The sequence below is a fragment of the Sporacetigenium sp. TC11 genome (genome assembly GCF_058146105.1).
On the sequence record NZ_JBYVNY010000010.1, the window covers coordinates 33,654 to 56,025 of the forward strand.

Consider the following 22,372-nt stretch of genomic DNA (forward strand, 5'->3'; position numbering starts at 1 on the left):
ACCTCCTATCCCCTTCCTATGCCTAACTCCCTAGCATAGTAAAAAAGGTATTGTTGTGCAAATCCTGATAACCCTCCAAATTTTTCTATTGCATATTCTCTCATTTTCTTTAAACTCATATCTTCAGATACATAAAATTCTTGCATAACTCTTTTCACCCAGATATCAACCGGAAAAGTGTCATACTTTTGCATAGAAAATAACGCTATACAATCACAAACTTTTGGACCTACTCCACTAAATTTAAGTAGCTCTTTTCTACACATATCCGTATCTAAGTTTTTGTATTTATATAAATCATAATTGTAAGAAATTACAGCATAAGCTGTATCTTTTATATATTGTGCTCTAAATCCAGTTTTACAAGCCCTGATGTCTTCTTCACTTATTTTATTTATTTCATCTGGGGTCGGAAATGCATAATGTTTCTTTCCTCTATACTCTCCTATATATTCTCCATATCTAGCTGACAAGTTTTCTATGGCCTTTTTTATCATAGGTATTCTATTATTAGCCGATATTATGAATGATATAAGCATTTCCCATTCATCTTGTTGCAGAATTCTTATTCCATAGCCGAATTCTGTGGCTGTATCTAGATATTTATCCATTTTCTTCAGTTCTTTTTTTATTTCTTTATAATCTCTATCTAAGTCAAAATATCTATACCATATACTATGAAATTCTTCTAAATTTGTATTATCAAAATACACTTTATTATCTTCTTTTTTTACATTTATTATTTTCGATTGGGCTACTCCTGTATATGACCCATCTTCTTCAAGATACCATCTAAAGCATTGCCCACATTCAAATATATGCTTAAGATCAAAATCAGATAAATCTTCTACAATAACTTTATTATTTTCCTCATACATTTTCATAACATTTCTCCTTTCACACACCTTATATAGTTAATTTACCCAAATTTATACAAACTTAATTACATATTCCTATTTAATTTTCCATTATTTAATTAAATCTATATGGTAGCATTAATATTTCTTTTTTGATAAAATACTTTAGACACTATTTTTAGAAGGTGATTGACTATGATGAATAAAGGCATATTTATATCTATCGAAGGGCCTATAGGTGTAGGCAAAACTACTTTAGCAGGCATATTGAATAAACATTTTAACGCCATATTATTAAGGGAAATTATTGAAGAAAATCCATTTTTATCTAAGTTTTATACTGACATAAAGGAATATGCTTTGCAAACAGAGTCGTTTTTCTTATTTAACAGGATAAAACAACTTGAAGATGCTGGAAAAGTACTTCATAAAGGTCAAAACGTAGTCAGCGATTATAACATAATAAAAAATCTAGTATTTGCAGGACTTACTTTAGATAAAAAACAATTTCATAGGTATAAACAAGTTTATAATATATTTGTCAGTGATTTACCTCAATCTGATATTATAATTTATCTTAATTCTAATACTGACACTCTTATGAAAAGAATAGCTACGAGAGATAGAAGTTTTGAAAGACAAATGGATCAAAACTACATAGATACTCTTAGAAAAGAGTATAAATACTATTTTGACCCACTTTCCATAAAACATCATTTCGGAGATAAGATTCCTTTAATAATAGAAATAGATAATTCTAATCTCGATTTTCTTAATAATGAAGAAGATAGAAAAATGTTAATAAAAAAGGTAGAGGACGCAATTAGCAACTTAGGAGGTACCCTTAATGTTTAAACTTATAGACAACTGTGAACTTAAATACGAACGAGATCCTTATATAAATAGATTTATAACTGTAGCTGGTAATGTTGGAGCCGGAAAGTCTACATTGACAGAACTTTTAGGAAAGTCTCTTGGTTTTAGAACTCATTTTGAAAAAGTGGATAATAATCCTTATTTATCAGATTTTTACCTAGATCAAAAACAATGGGGATTTCATTTACAGTTGTATTTCTTAGCTCAAAGATTTAAACAACAAAAAGAAATAGAATTAAATACATTTAATAATATTCAAGATAGAAGTATATATGAAGATGTTGAAATATTTGCTCAAGCTTTATATGAAGATGGAAAAATGAATGAAAGAGACTATATAACTTACAAAGAATTATTTTATGATATGTTGCCTTATTTAAGAAAACCTGACTTAATGATATATCTTGATGGTTCTATAGACACTATACTTCATAGAATAAATCTTAGAGGTAGAGAAATGGAGAAAGCTGTAGACAGGGGCTATTGGACAAATCTTCACAGTAGATATGAAGGTTGGATATCTAACTATAAACAATCTCCGGTTTTATATGTTGATATAAATAAGGTCGATTTGATAAATAATCCAGAACATCTAAGTATTTTAAATGATGAAATAAAAAATATATTAAATTTAAGATAAACTTTTCATAAATAAAAGGCGAGGTTTCTATATAATATAGAAACCTCGCCTTTTGCTATTTTATTCTGCAATATTAAATATTGTTAAGTTTTCATTATGCATATATTTTTTCATAATTCCTATCATTGACTTCAATGTATCTAGTGATGTTATAACTTCTGTCCCAAATTCTATGGCTGTTCTTCTTATTTTAAATCCATCTCTAGTTGAATCATTTCCTTTAGTTGGAGTATTTATAACCATATCCACTTCTTTATTTCTTATAACATCTAATATATTAGGATTTTTCTCTCCAACCTTATTTACAGTGGTTGCTTTTATTCCATAGCTTGACAGTATATCTGCCGTACCTTTAGTAGCTATAAATTTAAATCCTAAATCGTCTATTTCCTTTGCTATATCTATAAACTCCTCTTTATCATAATCGTTTATAGTTGCTAATACAAAGCCTCTATTTTTCACCATTTCCTTGCCTGATGCTATGAATCCCTTATATAATGCTTCTTCTATAGTTGTCCCAATTCCTAAAACTTCGCCTGTTGATCTCATTTCAGGACCTAAACTTACCTCTACTTTAGATAACTTTTCAGTAGAAAATACAGGAATCTTAACTGATATTAAATCTGGCTCTTTATATATACCAACTCCATAACCTAAATCCTTTAGTTTTTCTCCTAACATAGTTTTAGTAGCAAGTTCTACTATAGGCACATTACTTACCTTACTTATATACGGAACTGTCCTACTGGCTCTTGGATTAACTTCTATTATATATAATTCTCCATTATATTCTATAAACTGTATATTAATCATCCCCAATACGTTTAACTCAAGAGCTATACTTTTAGTATAATCTAATATTTTTTGTTTTATATCTTTAATTATATTTTGACTAGGATACATAGTTATGCTATCTCCTGAGTGTATACCCGCTCTTTCTAGATGCTCCATTATCCCAGGTATTAATACATCTTCTTTATCGCATATAGCGTCTACTTCTATTTCTCTACCAATTAAGTATTTATCTATAAGAATAGGATTTTTCTTATCTCTATCAAGTGCATTTTTTAGATATTCTATTAATTTATCTTCTTCATATGTTATCTCCATACCTTGACCACCTAATACATACGACGGTCTAACTAATACTGGATATCCTAAATTCTTAGCCTCTTTTATTCCCTCTTCTATTGACCATATAGCTTTTCCTTCAGGTCTATTTATATTAAGTTTTTCAAGTAAATCTTCAAATTTTTCTCTATCCTCTGCAGTATCTATATCTTCAAACTTTGTACCAAGTATATTTATGTTTTTTTCATGTAAAAACTTAGACAATTTTATAGCCGTTTGACCACCAAACTGAAGTATAACTCCATATGGTTTTTCTTTTTCTATTATATTTAGAACTTCTTCTTCTGTAAGCGGTTCAAAGTATAACTTATCTGATATATCGAAATCTGTACTTACTGTTTCTGGGTTATTATTGATTATTATGGTTTCTATGCCCATTTTTTTAAGAGCTTTAACAGAATGTACAGAACAATAATCAAATTCTATACCTTGGCCTATTCTTATAGGCCCTGAACCTATAACAATTACTTTCTTTTTATTGCTAACTTCTACTTCATCATACATTTCATAAGTTGAGTAATAATAAGGAGATATTGCATCAAATTCTCCCCCACAAGTATCTACCATTTTATATACCGCATTTATATTGTACAATTTTCTAAGTTCATATACTCTTGCTGGACTTATCTTCATTAAATCAGATATACCCTTGTCTGAAAATCCTTTTTTCTTAAGTTTATATAAATATTCTTTAGATAAATCTTCTATTTTACATTTTTTTAATTTTTCTTCTTCATCAACTATCCATTTTATTTTGTTTATAAACCATTTATCTACTCCTGTTATTTCTGAAACCTTATCTATTTTATATCCTCTTCTTATCATTTCTGCTAGGTCAAATATTCTTTCATCATCTGGGACTATTACTCTAGATTTCAGCTCATCTAAAGTACGATTTTCGGACTCATTATGAACCAGTGAGTACTTACCTATTTCTAGAGATCTTATACCCTTGAGAAACGCCGCTTCAAAATTACTTCCTATAGCCATAATCTCTCCCGTAGCCATCATCTTAGTTCCTAGTTTTCTATTGGCATTGTAGAACTTATCAAATGGCCACTTAGGTATTTTAACTACTATATAGTCTAGTGTAGGTTCAAAACAAGCGTATGTCTTCTTAGTAACTGCATTTTTTATTTCATCTAATCCATATCCTAACGCTATCTTAGCTGCAACCTTAGCTATAGGATATCCAGTTGCTTTAGATGCCAAAGCCGATGATCTACTTACCCTTGGATTTATTTCTATAACAGCATATTCGAAACTATTTGGATTCAATGCAAATTGTACATTACATCCACCTTGAACTTCTATGGTATTTATTATATCTATAGAAGCTTTACGCAACATCTGATATTCTTTATCACTTAACGTTTGACTTGGAGCAACTACTATACTATCTCCAGTATGTATACCAACCGGATCTATATTTTCCATGTTACATACAGTTATACAGTTGCCATTAGAGTCCCTCATTACTTCATATTCTATTTCTTTCCAACCTTTTATAGACTTTTCTAATAATACCTGTCCAACAGGGCTAAGTTGTAATCCCTGAGTCAATATTTCCAATAATTCATCTTTGTCTTCTGCTATTCCCCCACCAGTTCCACCTAATGTGTATGCAGGTCTTACAATAACTGGATATCCTATTGTATTTGCAAATTCCATACCTTGCTCTATATTAGTTACTATCTCGCTTTGAACTACAGGTTGTCCTGTAGCTCTCATTAAATCTCTAAATGTGTCTCTATCTTCACCTTTTTTTATAGATTCTATAGAAGTCCCTATGACTCTTACATTGTATTTATTAAGGATTCCTTTATCATATAATTCCACAGCTAAATTTAAGCCTGTTTGTCCTCCCATTCCAGCTAATAAGCTATCCGGTCTTTCTTTTTCTATTATCTTTTCTATAAACTCTGGTGTTAATGGCTCAATATATATTTTGTCAGCTATTTCTTTATCTGTCATTATAGTAGCTGGGTTGCTATTTATTAAAACTACTTCTATTCCTTCTTCTTTTAATGCTTGACAAGCCTGTGTTCCTGAGTAATCAAACTCAGCTGCTTGGCCTATTATTATAGGTCCTGATCCTAAAACTAATACTCTTTTTATACTATTATCCTTTGGCATATATATCTCCCCTTATCTATATTAATTTTAAGAACTTATCAAATATATAATCATTATCTTTTGGTCCAGGACAAGCTTCTGGATGATATTGCACACTATATATAGGAAGTACCTTGTGTCTCATCCCTTCTACTGTATTGTCATTTAAGTTTATGTGAGTAATTTCCATATTTTCTGGCATACATGAAACATAATAGCCATGGTTCTGCGATGTTATAAACACTCTATTTTCCTCTATATCTTTTACTGGATGATTTCCACCTCTATGGCCAAACTTAAGTTTTGATGTTTGTCCTCCTAAACTAAGAGCTAATAATTGATGTCCTAAACATATACCAACTATAGGTTTTTTACCTACTAGTTCTTTTATTGTTTGTATAGTATCAGTTAAATCCTCTGGATCTCCAGGTCCATTTGATAAAAATATTAAATCTGGATTTATACTTAATATTTCTTTACTAGTTACACTGGCTGGAAAAACAGTTATTTTACAGTCTCTATTTCTAAATGATCTTATTATATTTTGCTTTATCCCAAAGTCCATAATAGCAACGTGTTTTCCACTTCCATCTATTGTGTATATATCTTTAGTAGTCACATTGCTTACAGCATCAACATTGCTAAATCTATCTAGCTTATCTTTAACCTCTTCTAAATTGCTACTTTCTAAAGATATTATCCCTTTCATTGTTCCGTTATTTCTTAGTATTTTGGTTAGAGCTCTTGTATCTATACCTTCAAGTCCTATTATTTTATTTTGTTTAAAATACGTTTCTAAATCAAGTTCACACCTAAAATTATTAGGGCTATCGCTTTTTTCTCTTACTATAAATCCATTTACGTGAACCCCTTTTGATTCAACATCTTCTAGGTTTATTCCATAGTTTCCTATAAGGGGATAGGTCATAACTACTATTTGTCCATAATAAGATGGATCTGTTAAAACTTCACCATATCCTGTCATAGATGTATTAAATACTACTTCGCCAACACTTTCCTTTAAATATCCGAACGCTTTTCCTTCAAATATAGTCCCATCTTGTAATATAAGTTTAGCTTTCATACTTAACCTCCTATGCATTTTCTATTTCTTTTATTATATTTAGTGCAGATTCTTTAGGGTCACCCGATTGTGTTATAGGTCTTCCAACTACTAAATAATGAGCTCCATTTTGTATTGCTTTGGCTGGAGTTACTACTCTCTTTTGGTCTCCAACAGTTCCATTTTCAGGTCTTATTCCTGGACATACTGTAACAAAATCAGCTCCCACAGCTTCCACTATATAACTAGCTTCCTGTGCTGAACATACTACCCCATCTATTCCCGCTTCTTTGGCAAGTTTAGCTCTTTTTATAACAGCTTCTTCAATATTTAAATTGCATCCTAAATCTTTTAAGTCATTTTCATTCAATGATGTTAATACTGTAACCCCTACTATTATAGGTTTTGTTATATTTAGTTTTTCAGATTGTTCTTTTGCTATTTGAGCTACCTGTCTCATACCTTCCATATCAGATACATGTATAGTCATCATCCATACATTATCCTTTACTACCTCTCTAACTGCAGACTTCATAGTGTTTGGTATATCATGAAATTTAAGATCTAAAAATATCTTTTTATTTTTATTGTTTAGATATTCTACTATCTTTCCTTTCGTTGCTATATACTGTTCTAGTCCTACTTTGAATATATCTACAACCTCATCTAGGTTATCTATCAAATCTTTAGCTTTATTAAAGTTATCAGTATCTAGCGCTACTATTAGTCTTTCTCTTCCCTTCATAATAACATCTCCTTTTATTTATAATAAAAAACTCCTTTGCTTTAGAGACAAAGGAGTTTTAACATAGATATTGTACATAATAATGTATAATATCTATGTTTTGCCTTTTCTAGCCTCTCTGGACTAACTTAAAAGTTTATATTTAGTTTTATTTAAATTCTCTACTTCCAGGTTTTTCTATAGATATATTCGATTTGCATAAAGGACAGTTTTCTGGATCATGAACTTCTATATCTATTTTTATGGCACTATATATAGGTATTCCTATATCTACACTTGTTCTGTCTGCTATACAAGCTACTCCTATTACTTTTCCACCTAAGCTTTCTATAACATTTTTTGTTTCGATAGTTGATTTACCTGTTGTAACAACATCTTCTGTAATTAAAACCTTAGCTCCATTAGGTATTTCAAATCCTCTTCTTAGCTGCATAGTATTATCTTTTCTTTCTGTAAATATAGATTCTTTATTTAACTGTCTTCCTATTTCATAAGATACTATAACACCACCCATGGCAGGTCCTACTACTATGTCTATATCTAAATTTTTCACTTGTTCTACAACAGTACTTAGTACTGCTTCCGCATATTTAGGGAATCTAAGCACCTTAGCACACTGTATATATTTATTGCTGTGTTTACCTGACGATAGTAAGAAATGTCCTTCAAGTAAAGCATCACTTTTCTTTAATATCTCTTCTATATTTATAACTTTTTCCATGTTATTTACCTCCTATATTATTCCTCTTATTTCGCTTAGAGAATTTATATTTTCTTTTTCCATAAAATTATTAATTTCATCTATTATTTGTAGACCTATTCTAGGATTTATGAAGTTTGCTGTTCCTATCTGTATGCAAGTTGCTCCTGCCATTATAAATTCTACAGCATCTTTCCCATTAGTTATTCCACCCATACCCATAACTGGTATAGACACATTTTTGCATACTTCATGAACCATTCTAAGAGCTATTGGTTTTATAGCTGGTCCTGATAATCCAGCATATATATTTTCAAATACAGGTGTTTTCTTGTTTATATCTATAGCCATAGCTTTAAAGGTATTTACCAAAGATACACCATCAGCGCCTTCTTCTTCACATACCTGTGCCATTTTTACAATATCCTCAGCATTTGGAGATAACTTTACTACCAAAGGAAGGCTTGTTGATTTTCTTACCTCTTTTATAACTTCTCTAGCTACTTCGGCTTTTATTCCAAAAGCCATGCCTCCCTGCTTTACATTAGGGCAAGATATATTTAGCTCTATGATATCTACAGGTTGGCTCTCGATAATTTCTATAGATTTGACGTAATCTTCTATTGTTGACCCGCCTATATTAACTATTTTTACTAAGTCTAAATTTTTAAAATAATCTAGTTCGCTATCTATAAATCCTTGTATCCCTGGATTTTCTAAGCCTACACTGTTTAACATTCCAGATGGTGTTTCATATACCCTACATCCATTATTACCATCTCTTTTATTTAAAGTTAACCCTTTGCTACTTATACCACCTAGTTTTTCTATATTGTATATTTGTCCATATTCTCTTCCAAATCCAAATGTTCCCGATGCCATTATTATAGGATTTTTAAATACTATATCTTTAAACTTAACTTCTAAATTAGCCATTAAATATCACGTCCTCTCCCCAGAAAACAGGGCCTTCTTTACAAGTTTTTCTGTTTCCAATTTTAGTTTTACATGTACATACTAGACAAGCACCTACTCCACATGCCATTTTACTTTCCATAGATACCATAATTTTTGTATTAGTTTTCTTACACATATCTACTAACTTTTTCATCATCATTTCAGGGCCACAAGTTATTATATAATCGTAATTTTTCACGTCTATTATATCTGTAACAAATTTATCTCCTTTAGCAATATAAACATTGTTTGATATATGTTTATATTCATCTAATAATATAGCTTCATTTCTAAATCCCATATATACATCTACATTATCTAAAGTTTTAGCAGCAAGATATAGAGGAGCAACGCCCATACCTCCACCAACTAAAGCTACCTTGCCACTTATATTTTCAAATCCATTACCATAAGGACCTTCTAATTTTATACTATCATTTGGCTTTAAAGTACTTAAGATTTGTGTTCCTTCCCCAATTACCTTATATAAAAAACTTATATTATTTATTTCTATATCATGTATACTTATAGGTCTAGATAACAAAGGGAAGTTATCCCAAGCCCTTACCATATAAAATTGCCCCATATTGCCTTTAAAATTACCTTCTACTTTTAGAAGATACATACCTTCTCCCATATAATCATTACTTAACACTTTATACATTTTGAGTCCCCCTAACATCATAGACTATATTTCCATCCTTTATAGTAGTAACTACTTTTCCTTTTACTTCGTAACCATTAAAGGGATTATTCTTTCCTTTTGAAATAAATTCATCTGTATTTATTTTGTATTCTTTATTTATATCAATAAAAACTAAATCTGCTTTATATCCTTCTTTTATAAGTCCACTATTCATACCTAATATATTTGCTGGATTGTATGACATCATTTCACTTAATTTATTAAGTGATATATTATTTTCGCTAAATACTTTATAAATCATACTAAATGCAACTTCTATATTAGATATTCCAGGTGCTCCATTTATTTTGTCTTCTTTACTATGAGGAGCATGGTCAGTTCCAATAACATCTATATATCCGTCTTTTATTCCTTTTATAAGAGCATATAAATCTTCTTTTTTTGCAAAAGATGGATTTACTTTATAATCAAATTCATATGAAAATATGTGATGTGGGCTAATTTCACAAGTAAAGTTTATCCCTTCATCCTTATATTTTTTAATTTCTTCTAAAGTATCTTCTAAGCTTATATGGCATATATGTAAATTGCCGCCTATAGTCTTTAATAGACTTAAATCCCTACTTACTATTTCATATTCAGGTTGACAGTGAGTAAGTAATTTAAAGTTATGCTTTGAAGATAACCTTAGCGCTTCTTTCATTATTTCTTCATTTAGTATTGTATTTCCATCGTCTGAAAATAGTTCTGTATAGTTTCTCATTGAAGAAATATCTACTATTTCTTTTCCATTTAAATTCTTACTTATTGAACTTACTTGCTTTATATTACATAAGTTTAGTTCTTTAGATTTATTTATTATATATTCTATGGTTTTTGTATTATCACATACAGGTTTTGTATTTGCCATTGAACATAATGTCGTGTATCCGCCTTTTAGAGCTGCCCTTTGTCCACTTTCTAAGTCTTCTTTATAAGTGTATCCAGGATCTCTTAGATGGGTATGCATATCTATAAACGATGGCATAACTATATAACTTGTTTCACGTATAACATTATAGTCATCTGCATTTATGTCTTTATCAATTTTAGTAATTATTCCATTTTCTATTAATATGTCGCTGTATATATCTTGTTTTGCATCTATTATATGAGCATTCTTTATTATTAAATTACTCATTGATATCAACTCCTAATAGCTTAATTATAAGTGCCATTCTAACATACATTCCATAGTTGGCTTGTTTGAAATATACAGCTCTAGGATCTATATCGATTTCTTCTTCTATTTCATTATTTCTTGGTAACGGGTGCATAACTAACATATCTTTTCTAGCTTTATCTAATTTAGATTTGTTAAGCATCCAAGATTCCTTTAAATTTATATATTCTTCTTTATTATTAAATCTTTCTTTTTGAACTCTAGTCATATAAAGTACATCTAGGCTTCCTATAGCTTCATCTAAATTAGATGTTTCATAGTATGCATGGCCTTTTATACTTTCTTTTATATATTCAGGCATTTTCAATTCTTCAGGAGATATAAATACGAATTTTGTGTTTTTATACCTAGCCATGGCTTTTACTAAAGAGTGTACTGTTCTGCCGTATTTTAAGTCTCCGCATAAACCTATAGTATTATTTTCCAATGTTTTTTTAAGGGATTTTATTGTAAAAAGATCTGTAAGAGTTTGAGTTGGGTGTTGGTTGTCACCGTCTCCTGCATTTATAAAGGGTATATTAGCAAACTTTGATGCTTCCAGAGCTGCACCTGATTTTGGATGCCTCATTACTATTGCATCACAGTAAGAAGCTACAGTTTTTATAGTATCTCCTAAACTTTCTCCTTTTGCCACAGATGATGCATTAGGTTCAGAAAATCCTATAACTCTTCCACCTAATCTAGACATTGCAGCTTCAAAGCTAAATCTAGTTCTAGTTGATGGCTCATAAAATAAAGTTGCCAGTAATTTACCTTCACATACACGAGAGTATTTAGATTGGTTTTGTATTATATCTTGAGATAAAGATAGAATTTTGTTTAATTCTTCTATAGAAAAGTCTTCTGGTTGGATTAAATGTCTTCCTTTTAACATTATTATGTCCTCCTTTTTAGCCTCTCTGGACTAATTTAAAGTATTGTTTTCTTTTTTTGTTATCATATCATTATTATAATTATATGTCAACATTGTTTAAATCAAAAAATTTACGTTGCTCAAGTTTATAAGTTAAAAATAACAATTTTCTTAAATATAAAAAGTCGTTGGATTATCCAACGACATTATATTACAATACTCTTTTTGCCCCTTTATAAACACTTGAATAGAATGCAGAATTTAAGCTAGATACTGTTACACCTTTACTTGAAGATGCATGTATAAACTGTCCTCCACCTACGTATATACCAACGTGGCTTATATCGCCATCTCTATCTGAGTCAAAGAATACTAAGTCTCCTGATTTTAATTCACTTTTGCTAACAGATACACCAACTCCTGCTTGAGCTATTGATGTTCTTGGTAATGAAATTCCTGCCCCATTTCTAAACGCGTAAGAAGTAAATCCTGAACAGTCAAATGAATTTGGCCCTTCAGCTCCCCATACATATGGTTTACCCATTTTAGAATAAGCTGTATTTATTATAGAACTAGCTTTTGATGATGAATAATTAGTATTGCTTTGAGTTCTAACTTCTTCTTTTGTAGATGTTTGTTTCGAAACATTAGAAGAAACTCTAGTTGACGTGCTTCTTGAAGTTTCTTGTGGTTGTGCTTCTTCTGTTTGTTCTTCTTCTATTTCTGGTTTTTCTTCAGAAATATATAAAGATCTTATATATCCTTCTTTTCCATCTACTTCTATTTTAATCCAATTACCTTGTTCCTCTATAACTTTTATTGAATCTGCAAGTTCTAATTCATCGTATAACTCTGATTCAATATTAGGTTCTGATCTAAAGTTAACCTTTTCAGCATTTATATAAGCCGTTGCATTTTTTAATTCTAAATATCTAGCTGGCGCCCATCCTACTGTTTCCTCATCTAATTTTACCTTTAACCATTCACCTTGTTGGCCTATTACTTTTAAAGAATCCCCTTCATAAGCAACATCTTGAACTTGTCCTACTTTTCTTATTTTAACAGCAGTTCCTTCTTTAACGTCTGCAACCTTAAATGATAATTCCTTATATTCTTCTGTCCCATTGTCTTGTGTTTCAGTTGAACTATTAGTTTTATCTACGTCTTGGTCTGCAAATGCAACAGAATTAATTGATAAAGCCATAAATGACGCAAACATCGGTACTAATATTTTTCTCTTCATAGTTTTTTCCTCCTAAAAATTCATCATAAGAATGTCCTTATATGGTATTTTTATAGATGAAACTTATGTAGGATAAAATACTAATACACAAGATATTTAAAAAATGTTTGTAACTCTTTTGTAACTAATCATTACATTTTTTATTGTATTATTAATATGTAAAAATATAATATCTTGTATATCAAAAAATAAAAATTTAATTCAAAATGTATTATTTTATCCAAATATCACCTAAACATGTACTCAATCTATATAATATACTATTTTTGGAAAATAGTAAAGTTTTTTGTCGATTTACAACCCACATGCTATCTTTCCGTTATCTATATTCATCCTAATTATCTCTTCTTTTTTTATTCCACATTTACAAAAATGATTTATTTCATCTAATAACCCTTGACCATGAAAGACTCTATAACACCCACTATCGCTTCCAATAGCCATTTTCACATTTAAATCATAGGCCTCTTTTACCATATTTAAATGTTCATTATATATACGTTCTATAATATACATATTTTTATCAAACTTTTTATCCTTCTTATCAATAATATTCCCTAATGGAGATAATGTTGGAACCCAAATTATCTCTTTTTCCTTTATTACTTGTAATTGTTCTTTCGTGATAAAGTATCCATGTTCTATAGTGTTAACTCCACATTTAATTGCCATATTTATTCCTTCTACAGAATTTACATGTGCCATTATAGGCAAATTATTGTACTTTGCAAGTTTTACCATATAATCTAATTCACTATATTTAAAACCTATATCTCCTATCTTTTTATATTCATCAAAACTAACGACTCCACTTATTATTACCTTTAAATGATCTATTTCTTTATTTTTAAGTTCCTCAAATAAATTCTTAAAATCTGCTATATCACTTACTCCTTTTCCTAAAAAGTTTCCATAATATCCTTTTTTATATACTGCATATAATGGAGTTTTTAGTATCATTCCTTCCTCTTTAGCTATATCTCTCGCTATATAAGATATGCCTAAACTATCGCCACCGTCTCTCAATACAGTTATATTTCGTTTTTTATATTCTAAAAGTGTGTTTCTAATATGTTTTTTTGTGTCTTTCATCAAATCTTCCCTATATTTTTTAAAATCCATTCCATTTAAAGATATATGAATATGGCAATCTATCATATAATCACCTCTATAATAAAACAAAAGGCTGCATCAAATGCAGCCTTTTTATTTTATATTAAAATTCATAGGACTTACTATTTCCTAGTACCATCCTCTTAATTTCATAGCATCTGCTATTCTCTTTATAGACATCATGTATGCAGCAGTTCTCATATCAACACTGTGCTCAGTCTTTAAGTTCCATATTTCATTGAATGCTTTAACCATTAATACTTCTTGCTTTTCTTGAACTTCTTCAAAGCCCCAGTTGTATCTCATTAAGTTTTGTACCCATTCAAAGTATGAAACTGTAACTCCTCCACTATTTGCTAGGATATCTGGAATTAATACTACTCCATTTTGAGCGAATATTTTATCAGCTTCTGGAGTTGTTGGACCATTAGCACCTTCAGATACTATTTTAGCTTTTACATCTCCTGCATTAGCTGAAGTTAATTGGTTTTCTAATGCACATGGCATTAATATATCAACGTTCATAGTTAATATATTCTCAGCAACTTCTACTGCGCCTTCGAATCCTTTTATACATCTATGTTGTTTAGCATAAGCCATTAATTCTTTTACATTTATACCACTTTCGTTGTATAGTGTAGCAGTGTGGTCAGATATTGCAACTACTTTAGCTCCCATTTCTTCCATATACATAGCAGCAAAGCTTCCTACGTTACCAAATCCTTGAACAGCTACTTTAACAGTATTTAAGTCTAAGTTTATTTTCTTAGCAGCTTCTCTTGCCATCATAGCTACTCCATATCCTGTAGCTTCATTTCTAGCTAAAGAACCATAGAAATCAACTGGTTTTCCAGTGAATACTCCAGGAGCAAATTCTCCTGTTACGTTTGCATACTCATCAACCATCCAAGCCATTATTTGACCATTAGTGTTTACGTCTGGAGCTGGTATGTCTTCTTTTTCTCCTATTATTGGAGCTATAGATTTTGCAAATCCTCTAGATATTCTTTCTAATTCACCTTCAGAAAAATCTCTTGGATCGATGGCCATACCACCTTTACCACCACCATATGGTATACCAGTTACTGAACACTTGAATGTCATCCAAGTAGATAAAGCTTTTACTTCATCTATGTTTACATCTGGATGGAATCTTAAACCACCTTTAAATGGTCCACAAGCGTTATTATGTTGAGATCTGTATCCTGTAAATGATCTTACAGTTCCATCATCCATTTTAACTGGGAATGATACTTCTAATACTCTCATTGGGTTTTTTAATATTTCGTAAACCGCTGGATCTGCACCTAATTTATCACATGCAGTTTTTACTTGTGTTCTTGCAATTTCAAACGGATTTAAAGTTTTTTCAGCCATTTTAAAGCCCCCTTTATATATTTTGCCGCTAAGCGACATCTAATCATAAGCCCCCTGAAAACGATTGCTACCGCTTTCAACTAGATTATAGCATATTTTGTCGTAATGTGAATATATTTTTTAAAAATTAGTTTGACTATCTTTTAACGTAATTTATTTAAGTAAATGTCGATTTTTGTCACATTCATTAAAGTCATTTGACTTAATATATTGTATATATTTTTTTGAAGTGATTCACAAAGTTCTGCTATATTACAACTTTTAATATCTATATTTACACTGATTTCCATGTTTTGCTTTATATTATTAATGTTTATATTATTTAACTTGCATATATGCTCATATTTACTTATTTCATAGCTAACAATTTGTTTTATTGCAGAAGATGTTATATAATATTTTCCCATATAACTAAATGTCGGTCTAACTACAGTCTTTTCAACTTCACTAGTTTGTTGATTATTTTTATTTTTTAAAAATAATTTTATAGGGTTTGTAGTTATTCCAAAAAAACGTTTCTTTACTTCTAATGTAGGTACAGGTATTATATGGCTCCCTTCCTCTAACCTAGATTTCTTTGCACCTTCTATCTCCTGTATTGTAGCTATATCGTATATACTTATTTCTATGTTTATAGGCCCTAATTCTAATCTATTCGCTATTTGATTTACCATTTTTTTAGAAGTACCTATTAATAATATCTTTTTTATATCTTGTAATTTTATTATGTCTTTTACTTCTTCCCTGTGTTGTTCATTATCAAATATAGCCCTTCTAACAGCTTCCATTTTAGTATCTGCCTGCTTTGCTGATCTTCCGCCTAATATCTTATTTTTATGTATTAATATGCCATCATCAATTATGTATTCTATATCGTTTTCATATGCTACCTTTATAGCTCTATAACTTTTTCCAGTTCCACTAGGGCCTATTAATGCATAAACTTGCATAGTCCCCCCTCCTCTTTAAATTGATAAAAAACTATATCATATAATTCTACATGCACTATAGTTTTTCTTTTATTTTATTAAATTTTCACCCAATTTTTTCTAATTCTTCTATTAACTTTCCCTTTCATGTATAGTTTATTAATTAACCATCTTATATTTAAATATAAAAAAGTTGCCGTATTAACGACAACTTTAAAATTATTTATTATTATCACTTAGTGGCTCACTAAGACCTTTTATCTTATTTAATAATCTCTCCTTTTCCAATCCTTCTAAAATGGTAGGTTTATAGTCATTTCTAGAATTTGTAGAAGATATAGAACAAGGAATTATATTAGGTTGAGATGCCTTTGTTAGTTTATTATCATTAAAAGTAAATGTTTGTTGGTATATAAATGTATCCTTATCTCTTGGGTTTTTGTTTCCTCCAAAGGAGAAATTTCCTAAACTATATGCTATAGTTTTTCCTTTATATTGTTCTATTCCTTGAACTACATGAGGATGACCCCCTAATACTACATCTGCACCATTATCTATTACGTAATGTGCGAAATCTTTTTGAGCCTTTTCTGGATAGTATTGATTTTCATTTCCCCAGTGAAAAAATACTATAGTCATATCTGCATTTTCTCTCATATATTCTAAATCATTTTTTATTTTATCTAAATTTTCTTTAGTATAATATTCTGGCCATCCCTTATAACCTAACATTCCTATTTTTATACCTTTTGACTTTAATATATCTTTTTCATTTAAACCAAAATAACTTATATTATTTTGATTTAATATTTGTTTAGTATCGCTAAAACCTTTATCATAATAATCATTTGAGTGATTATTTGCTAAGTTTGCAGCCTCTATATCTCCTTCTCTTAGTATATTTACATACGAAGGATCTCCTTTAAATGCAAATTGTTTAATTTGAGCCTCGCTAGATTTAGTCAATGGTCCTTCTAGATTTATTATTGATAAATCATCATTTTCAAATACAGACTTTACATTTTCGAAAAAGTATGAAAAGTTGCCATTTTGGTTCTCAAATTCTTGGTCAAAGCTTCCATAATAAGATCCGCCTTTATAGTTCCCCATAGTTACGTCGCCTGCAGCACTTATTGTTATACTTACTGGTTTTATCTCTTCTTTTGGTTTTTTTATAGATGTCTCTTGTTTTTTTGAATCAGCCAATTTATCTTCTTCAAGTTTTTTATTAAAATTCATTATTGTAAAATAACATATTCCTACTAATGATCCTATAACTAAAAAAACCAAAGACAATCTTAATTTATTTACTTTTCTCATATACAGATTCTCCTTTCCTATGATTTAATTCATATTATCTATTATAAATAATTGCCTATATAAATCAAATTACAATTTTGTAATTGATTTATATAATTTTTTTCTGTTAGCTAATATAATTTCATTGTTATTTATAAAAAGTTTTGTTATAATTATAGCGAGTAAAAATTTTTATTATCAAGGAGGAATTTACAATGTCTTACATAATATCAGATGCTTGTATAAGCTGTGGAGCTTGTGAACCAGAATGTCCAGTTAACTGTATAAGTGCAGGAGATGACAAGTACCTAATAGATGAAAACGTTTGTATAGAATGTGGAGCTTGTGCTGGAGTATGTCCAGTAGATGCACCTCAACCAGAATAACAAATTAAAAGCTACCTACATAGTAGGTAGCTTTTAATTTTCTTCACTCATTAAATAAGATAATGTAAATAGACTTTCTGTTAGATTAACATTTTCTACAACAATATCTTTTGGAACTTCTAAATCAACTGGTGCAAAGTTCCATATACCTTTTATACCTGCATTTATAAGCTTTTCAGCTACTTCTTGTGCCCCACCTTTAGGTATACATAAAACACCTATAGTTATGTCATTTTCTTTTATATAACTTTCTATATTTTCTATATCTAGTATTTCTAAGTCCCTCATTTTTAGACCAATCAGTCTTGGATTTATATCGAAAAGGGCTTTTATCTCATATCCAGACTTTGTAAATCCAGCGTAATTTGCTATAGCATGACCCAAGTTCCCCGCACCAATAACTATAGTATTGTATTTTTTATCTAAGCCTAATATTTTGCTTATCTCCCCGTGCAATTCTTCTACATTATATCCATAACCTTGCTGACCAAATCCTCCAAAGTTATTTAAATCTTGTCTTATTTGAGAAGCTGTAAATCCTATTATTTCACTTAGCTCTTTAGAAGATATTCTATATATCTCTTTTTCCAATAGGTCTCTAAGATATCTATGATATTTGGGCAGCCTTCTTATTACTGCCATTGATATGTTTTTATTATTCATATTTAAAAGCCTCCTGTCAGAATATTAACATAATAATTATATTAAAAAATATAACAGATATTATTTTATTGGTCAACTTTTATTCTATGCAATTACAACCTTGATTATATTGTATCCAAATATTATAATTTAAAATAGCCAAGGAGGTATAAAATGATAATTTTAGCATGTAATAACTTAAATAAAAGTTTTGGCATAGATAATATATTAGAAAATATTAGCTTTACTGTTAATGAGGGTGATAAAGTAGGAATAATAGGCGTTAATGGTACAGGTAAAACTACCCTATTTAAAATACTCTCTGGAGAATATGGATATGATAGCGGAGAAATCTATACTTCTAAAAATATAGAAATAGCATACCTACAACAAAATACAAACTTTCAATCATCTAAAAATATATTAGATGAAGTTTTGGAAGTATTTAGCGACCTTATGAAAATGGAAGAATATCTTAGAAAGCTAGAGCTTAATATAGCTGAAGAAAGCCAAAAAAGTGGCTCAAGCACTCTCCAAAGTCTCATGGATGAATACGCTAACAAGTTAGAGTCATTTTCTGAGCAAAATGGATATGGTTATAAGTCTGAAGCCAAAGGTGTTCTCAGAGGACTAGGATTTAGTGAGGAAGACTTTTCTAAACCTATAAACATACTTTCTGGTGGAGAAAAAACAAGGGTTCTTTTAGCAAGATTACTTCTAAAAAAACCTAATTTACTTCTTCTTGATGAACCTACTAACCATCTAGATACAGATGCCATAGAATGGCTAGAGATATTTCTTAAACAGTACAAAGGTACTGTACTTATAATATCACATGATAGATACTTCTTAGACCAAGTTGTAAGTAGAATATTCGAAATACACAATAAAAAATTAAAGTCTTATAACGGCAATTATACAAACTTCATAGATTTATCTCAAACGCAACGAGATATAGAATCAAAAAAGTATGAAGAACAACAAAAAGATATAAAAAGGCAAGAAGAATCTATTCAACAACTAAAGGCTTTCGGAAGAGAAAAACATGTAAAGAGAGCTCGTAGTAAAGAAAAGGCCTTAGATAAAGTAGAATTAGTAGATAAACCTGAGGAATATCGCAAAAAATCAAAGATAAAGTTTGACCCTGCAGTAATTAGTGGAAATGATGTACTTCAAATTAGAGATTTAACTATGGGTTATGGAAGTAGAATATTATTTAAGGATATAAACTTAGATATATATAGAGGTGAAAAAGTAGCACTAATAGGGTCTAATGGTATAGGTAAGTCTACATTATTTAAAATAATAACTAATGAGATAATTCCATTATGCGGAAATATAAGTTTAGGTGCAAATGTAACTGTAAATTATTTTCATCAAGAGCAAAAAACTCTAAATTTAGATAATACAATAATAGATGAAATATGGGATGATAACCCTAGGCTAACTCAAACAACTATAAGAACTATGCTTGGAGCATTGTTATTTGAAGGCGACGATGTATTCAAAAAAATATCCACTTTAAGTGGTGGAGAGCGTGCTAGAGTTGCTATATTAAAGCTTATATTATCAAAATCTAATTTATTATTACTTGATGAGCCTACAAATCACTTAGATATAGATTCTAAAGAGGTATTAGAAGACGCTCTAGTAAATTATTCAGGTACACTGTTTGTTATATCTCATGATAGATATTTTTTGAATAAAGTTATAGATAAAATACTTGTTTTGGATGAACTTGGAATTACTGAATATCATGGAAACTACCGTTACTATACGGAAAAGAAAAAACAATTAGAAGAACTTAGCCAACCTATGGCACTAGAAGAAAAAACTAAAACGCAAATAAAAGAAGAAAAAAGAAAAGAAAAAGAGAAAAGGGAAGAAGGAAAAAAGGTTAGAATCCAAAGGCAAAATATAGAAAAGGAAATCATGGAAATAGAAGATAAAATAGAAGAATTAGATAATCTTATGTGTAATGAAGATGTTTATTCTAATCCCGGTAAATCTAGGGAAGTTAATCAAACTAAATCTGAACTTGAACAAAAACTAGAAGAACTTTATGAAAAATGGGAAGGGCTTATTGAATAATAAGCTCTTTTTTATATACTTATTTGTTTTTACTTGATAATACAAGCCTAGATGTATTATATTGTATAGATGAACTAAATAATATAAAACCGTTGGGGTGATGTAGTGCAAAATATATTATCGTGGAATGATGAAAACAAAAAATTCTATAAAACATTAATATTTCTATGTATACCAATAATAATTCAAAACCTTATATCTAATTCTGTTAATGTTATAGATACAATTATGGTCAGTAATTTAGGAGAAAAATCTATAGCTGCAGTAGGTGTAGCCAATCAATTTTTCTTTTTATTCGCAATGGTAACTGGAGGTATATTTAGTGGTTCGGGTATATTCATATCTCAGTTTTACGGTAAAGGTGATTATAAAAACATAAAAAAAACAACTGCTTTGTCAGTTACTTTAGGATTAGCGTTTGGTTTATTCTTTGCAATTCCTGCTATATTTTTTCCAGAAACTATAATTCATTTTTTTACATATGACGAAACTGTTGTAGATTTATGTTCATCTTATTTAAAGATAGTTGGATTTTCTTATCCTCTAACTTGTATAAGTCTCGCTTTTTCTAATAGTTCAAGAAGTATAAGAAATCCTAAATTAGGTATGATATGCAGTTTAGTAGCTCTTTTATCTAATACTATACTTAATTACCTACTTATATTTGGTAACTTTGGAGCTCCTAAACTTGGTGTTTCAGGTGCTGCCGTTGCAACACTTATATCTAGGGCTATAGAGTGTTCTCTTATGGTTTCTTATGTATATTTTTATAAAAAAGATTATGTTCTTAAATTTAGACTAAAAGATATTAAAAATATAAATAAAAACTTTATAAGTTCATTTTTTGATAAAAGTTCTCCTGTAATAATAAATGATGCAACATGGGCCTTAGGAACTGTTTTATACTCCGTTGCTTATTCAAAAGCGGGTACTTCTGCAATAGCAGCCAGTCAAATAGCTACTAGTGTTCAAAACTTCTTTATAATGACATCTGTTTGTATTGCAATAGGAAGTTCTATTATGATAGGTAATGAACTAGGCGCAGATAATAAAAAAGTTGCTGTAGATTATGCTAAAAAATTTTCAATTCTCATATCTATAGTTGGTTCTATATTTGGCTTAATTCTATATCTGAATATACCTCTACTACTGAAATTGTTTAGCGTATCTAGCGATTTATCAAGTGGTATAAGTAATATATTTATTGTTATGGGATTATTTATGGGACTTAGAGCATTTAATATATTCCTTATAATAGGTATGCTTAGAAGTGGCGGCGATACTAAATTCTCTTTATTCTTAGAATTAGGATGTATGTGGTTATTTTCAATACCCCTTACTTTCTTAGCTGCATATAACGGGGCTCCAGTATATATCTTAGTATTAATTAGTTATACCGAAGAAATAATTAAATTTATATTTGGAATACCTAGAGCAATATCTAAAAAATGGGCAAATAACATAGTAGAAAACATGTAAAAATTCGC

20 protein-coding genes are annotated in these 22,372 nt (G+C 29.7%); 5 read left to right on the forward strand and 15 right to left on the reverse strand.

The window, feature by feature from the left end; translation table 11 throughout:
• Positions 1–5: 5 nt before the first annotated feature.
• Positions 6–884 (reverse strand): DNA-3-methyladenine glycosylase family protein, encoded by an 879-nt coding sequence (locus ACUSRV_RS13420; protein ID WP_490142482.1) that lies wholly within the window; start codon positions 882–884, stop codon positions 6–8.
• Positions 885–1,052: 168 nt separating this feature from the next.
• Here ACUSRV_RS13420 and ACUSRV_RS13425 point away from each other — a divergent pair, with 168 nt between their 5' ends.
• Together ACUSRV_RS13425 and ACUSRV_RS13430 are read left to right on the forward strand one after the other, a co-directional pair.
• A complete protein-coding gene (locus tag ACUSRV_RS13425) occupies positions 1,053–1,712 on the forward strand; it encodes a deoxynucleoside kinase (protein ID WP_490142483.1) in 660 nt (219 codons plus the stop codon).
• Positions 1,705–2,373, forward strand: a complete 669-nt coding sequence (locus ACUSRV_RS13430; protein WP_490142484.1) for a deoxynucleoside kinase — start codon at positions 1,705–1,707, stop codon at positions 2,371–2,373. The genes ACUSRV_RS13425 and ACUSRV_RS13430 overlap by 8 nt, the downstream gene beginning before the upstream one ends.
• Before the next feature lie 60 nt (positions 2,374–2,433).
• On the opposite strand, the gene carB is transcribed toward ACUSRV_RS13430, so the two are convergent.
• The 13 genes from carB to ACUSRV_RS13495 all read right to left on the reverse strand — a co-directional run bounded on the left by carB (position 2,434) and on the right by ACUSRV_RS13495 (position 17,787).
• Positions 2,434–5,640, reverse strand: a complete 3,207-nt coding sequence (gene carB / locus ACUSRV_RS13435) for a carbamoyl-phosphate synthase large subunit (protein ID WP_490142485.1) — start codon at positions 5,638–5,640, stop codon at positions 2,434–2,436.
• Positions 5,641–5,656: 16 nt separating this feature from the next.
• Positions 5,657–6,703 carry a glutamine-hydrolyzing carbamoyl-phosphate synthase small subunit gene (gene carA, locus ACUSRV_RS13440; protein WP_490142486.1) on the reverse strand — a complete coding sequence of 349 codons (1,047 nt, stop codon included), beginning with the start codon at positions 6,701–6,703 and terminating at the stop codon, positions 5,657–5,659.
• Between the two features lie 10 nt (positions 6,704–6,713).
• Positions 6,714–7,427 carry an orotidine-5'-phosphate decarboxylase gene (gene pyrF, locus ACUSRV_RS13445; protein WP_490142487.1) on the reverse strand — a complete coding sequence of 238 codons (714 nt, stop codon included), beginning with the start codon at positions 7,425–7,427 and terminating at the stop codon, positions 6,714–6,716.
• Between the two features lie 148 nt (positions 7,428–7,575).
• Positions 7,576–8,148 (reverse strand): orotate phosphoribosyltransferase, encoded by a 573-nt coding sequence (gene pyrE / locus ACUSRV_RS13450; protein WP_490142488.1) that lies wholly within the window; start codon positions 8,146–8,148, stop codon positions 7,576–7,578.
• A gap of 12 nt (positions 8,149–8,160) precedes the next feature.
• Positions 8,161–9,063 (reverse strand): dihydroorotate dehydrogenase, encoded by a 903-nt coding sequence (locus ACUSRV_RS13455; protein ID WP_490142489.1) that lies wholly within the window; start codon positions 9,061–9,063, stop codon positions 8,161–8,163.
• Entirely contained in the window at positions 9,056–9,748 is a 693-nt protein-coding gene (locus tag ACUSRV_RS13460; RefSeq protein WP_490142490.1) for a dihydroorotate dehydrogenase electron transfer subunit, read from the reverse strand. Before ACUSRV_RS13460 ends, ACUSRV_RS13455 begins: the two co-directional genes overlap by 8 nt.
• Entirely contained in the window at positions 9,741–10,910 is a 1,170-nt protein-coding gene (locus ACUSRV_RS13465; RefSeq protein ID WP_490142491.1) for a dihydroorotase, read from the reverse strand. Before ACUSRV_RS13465 ends, ACUSRV_RS13460 begins: the two co-directional genes overlap by 8 nt.
• Entirely contained in the window at positions 10,903–11,826 is a 924-nt protein-coding gene (gene pyrB / locus ACUSRV_RS13470) for an aspartate carbamoyltransferase (RefSeq protein WP_490142492.1), read from the reverse strand. The genes ACUSRV_RS13465 and pyrB overlap by 8 nt, the downstream gene beginning before the upstream one ends.
• 190 nt (positions 11,827–12,016) lie before the next feature.
• Positions 12,017–13,048: a C40 family peptidase gene (locus tag ACUSRV_RS13475; RefSeq protein ID WP_490142493.1), complete on the reverse strand. Its 1,032-nt coding sequence runs from the start codon at positions 13,046–13,048 to the stop codon at positions 12,017–12,019.
• A gap of 294 nt (positions 13,049–13,342) precedes the next feature.
• Positions 13,343–14,206: an amidohydrolase family protein gene (locus tag ACUSRV_RS13480; RefSeq protein ID WP_490142494.1), complete on the reverse strand. Its 864-nt coding sequence runs from the start codon at positions 14,204–14,206 to the stop codon at positions 13,343–13,345.
• Positions 14,207–14,290: 84 nt separating this feature from the next.
• Positions 14,291–15,538, reverse strand: coding sequence for a Glu/Leu/Phe/Val family dehydrogenase (locus ACUSRV_RS13485; protein WP_490142495.1), 1,248 nt, complete (start codon positions 15,536–15,538; stop codon positions 14,291–14,293).
• A gap of 143 nt (positions 15,539–15,681) precedes the next feature.
• On the reverse strand, positions 15,682–16,488 hold the full coding sequence (locus tag ACUSRV_RS13490; RefSeq protein WP_490142496.1) for an ATP-binding protein: 807 nt from the start codon (positions 16,486–16,488) through the stop codon (positions 15,682–15,684).
• Between the two features lie 198 nt (positions 16,489–16,686).
• Entirely contained in the window at positions 16,687–17,787 is a 1,101-nt protein-coding gene (locus ACUSRV_RS13495) for a CapA family protein (protein ID WP_490142497.1), read from the reverse strand.
• A 194-nt stretch (positions 17,788–17,981) separates the two neighbouring features.
• Between ACUSRV_RS13495 and fdxA the strand changes: the two genes are divergently transcribed.
• Positions 17,982–18,152: a 4Fe-4S ferredoxin gene (fdxA, locus tag ACUSRV_RS13500; protein ID WP_490142498.1), complete on the forward strand. Its 171-nt coding sequence runs from the start codon at positions 17,982–17,984 to the stop codon at positions 18,150–18,152.
• Positions 18,153–18,185: 33 nt separating this feature from the next.
• Here fdxA and ACUSRV_RS13505 read toward each other — a convergent pair whose 3' ends face one another.
• On the reverse strand, positions 18,186–18,815 hold the full coding sequence (locus ACUSRV_RS13505) for a redox-sensing transcriptional repressor Rex (protein ID WP_490142499.1): 630 nt from the start codon (positions 18,813–18,815) through the stop codon (positions 18,186–18,188).
• 153 nt (positions 18,816–18,968) lie between these two features.
• On the opposite strand from ACUSRV_RS13505, the gene abc-f reads away from it, so the two are divergent.
• Positions 18,969–20,885 (forward strand): ribosomal protection-like ABC-F family protein, encoded by a 1,917-nt coding sequence (abc-f, locus tag ACUSRV_RS13510; protein ID WP_490142500.1) that lies wholly within the window; start codon positions 18,969–18,971, stop codon positions 20,883–20,885.
• A gap of 105 nt (positions 20,886–20,990) precedes the next feature.
• A complete protein-coding gene (locus ACUSRV_RS13515; protein WP_490142501.1) occupies positions 20,991–22,364 on the forward strand; it encodes an MATE family efflux transporter in 1,374 nt (457 codons plus the stop codon).
• Positions 22,365–22,372 lie beyond the last annotated feature (8 nt).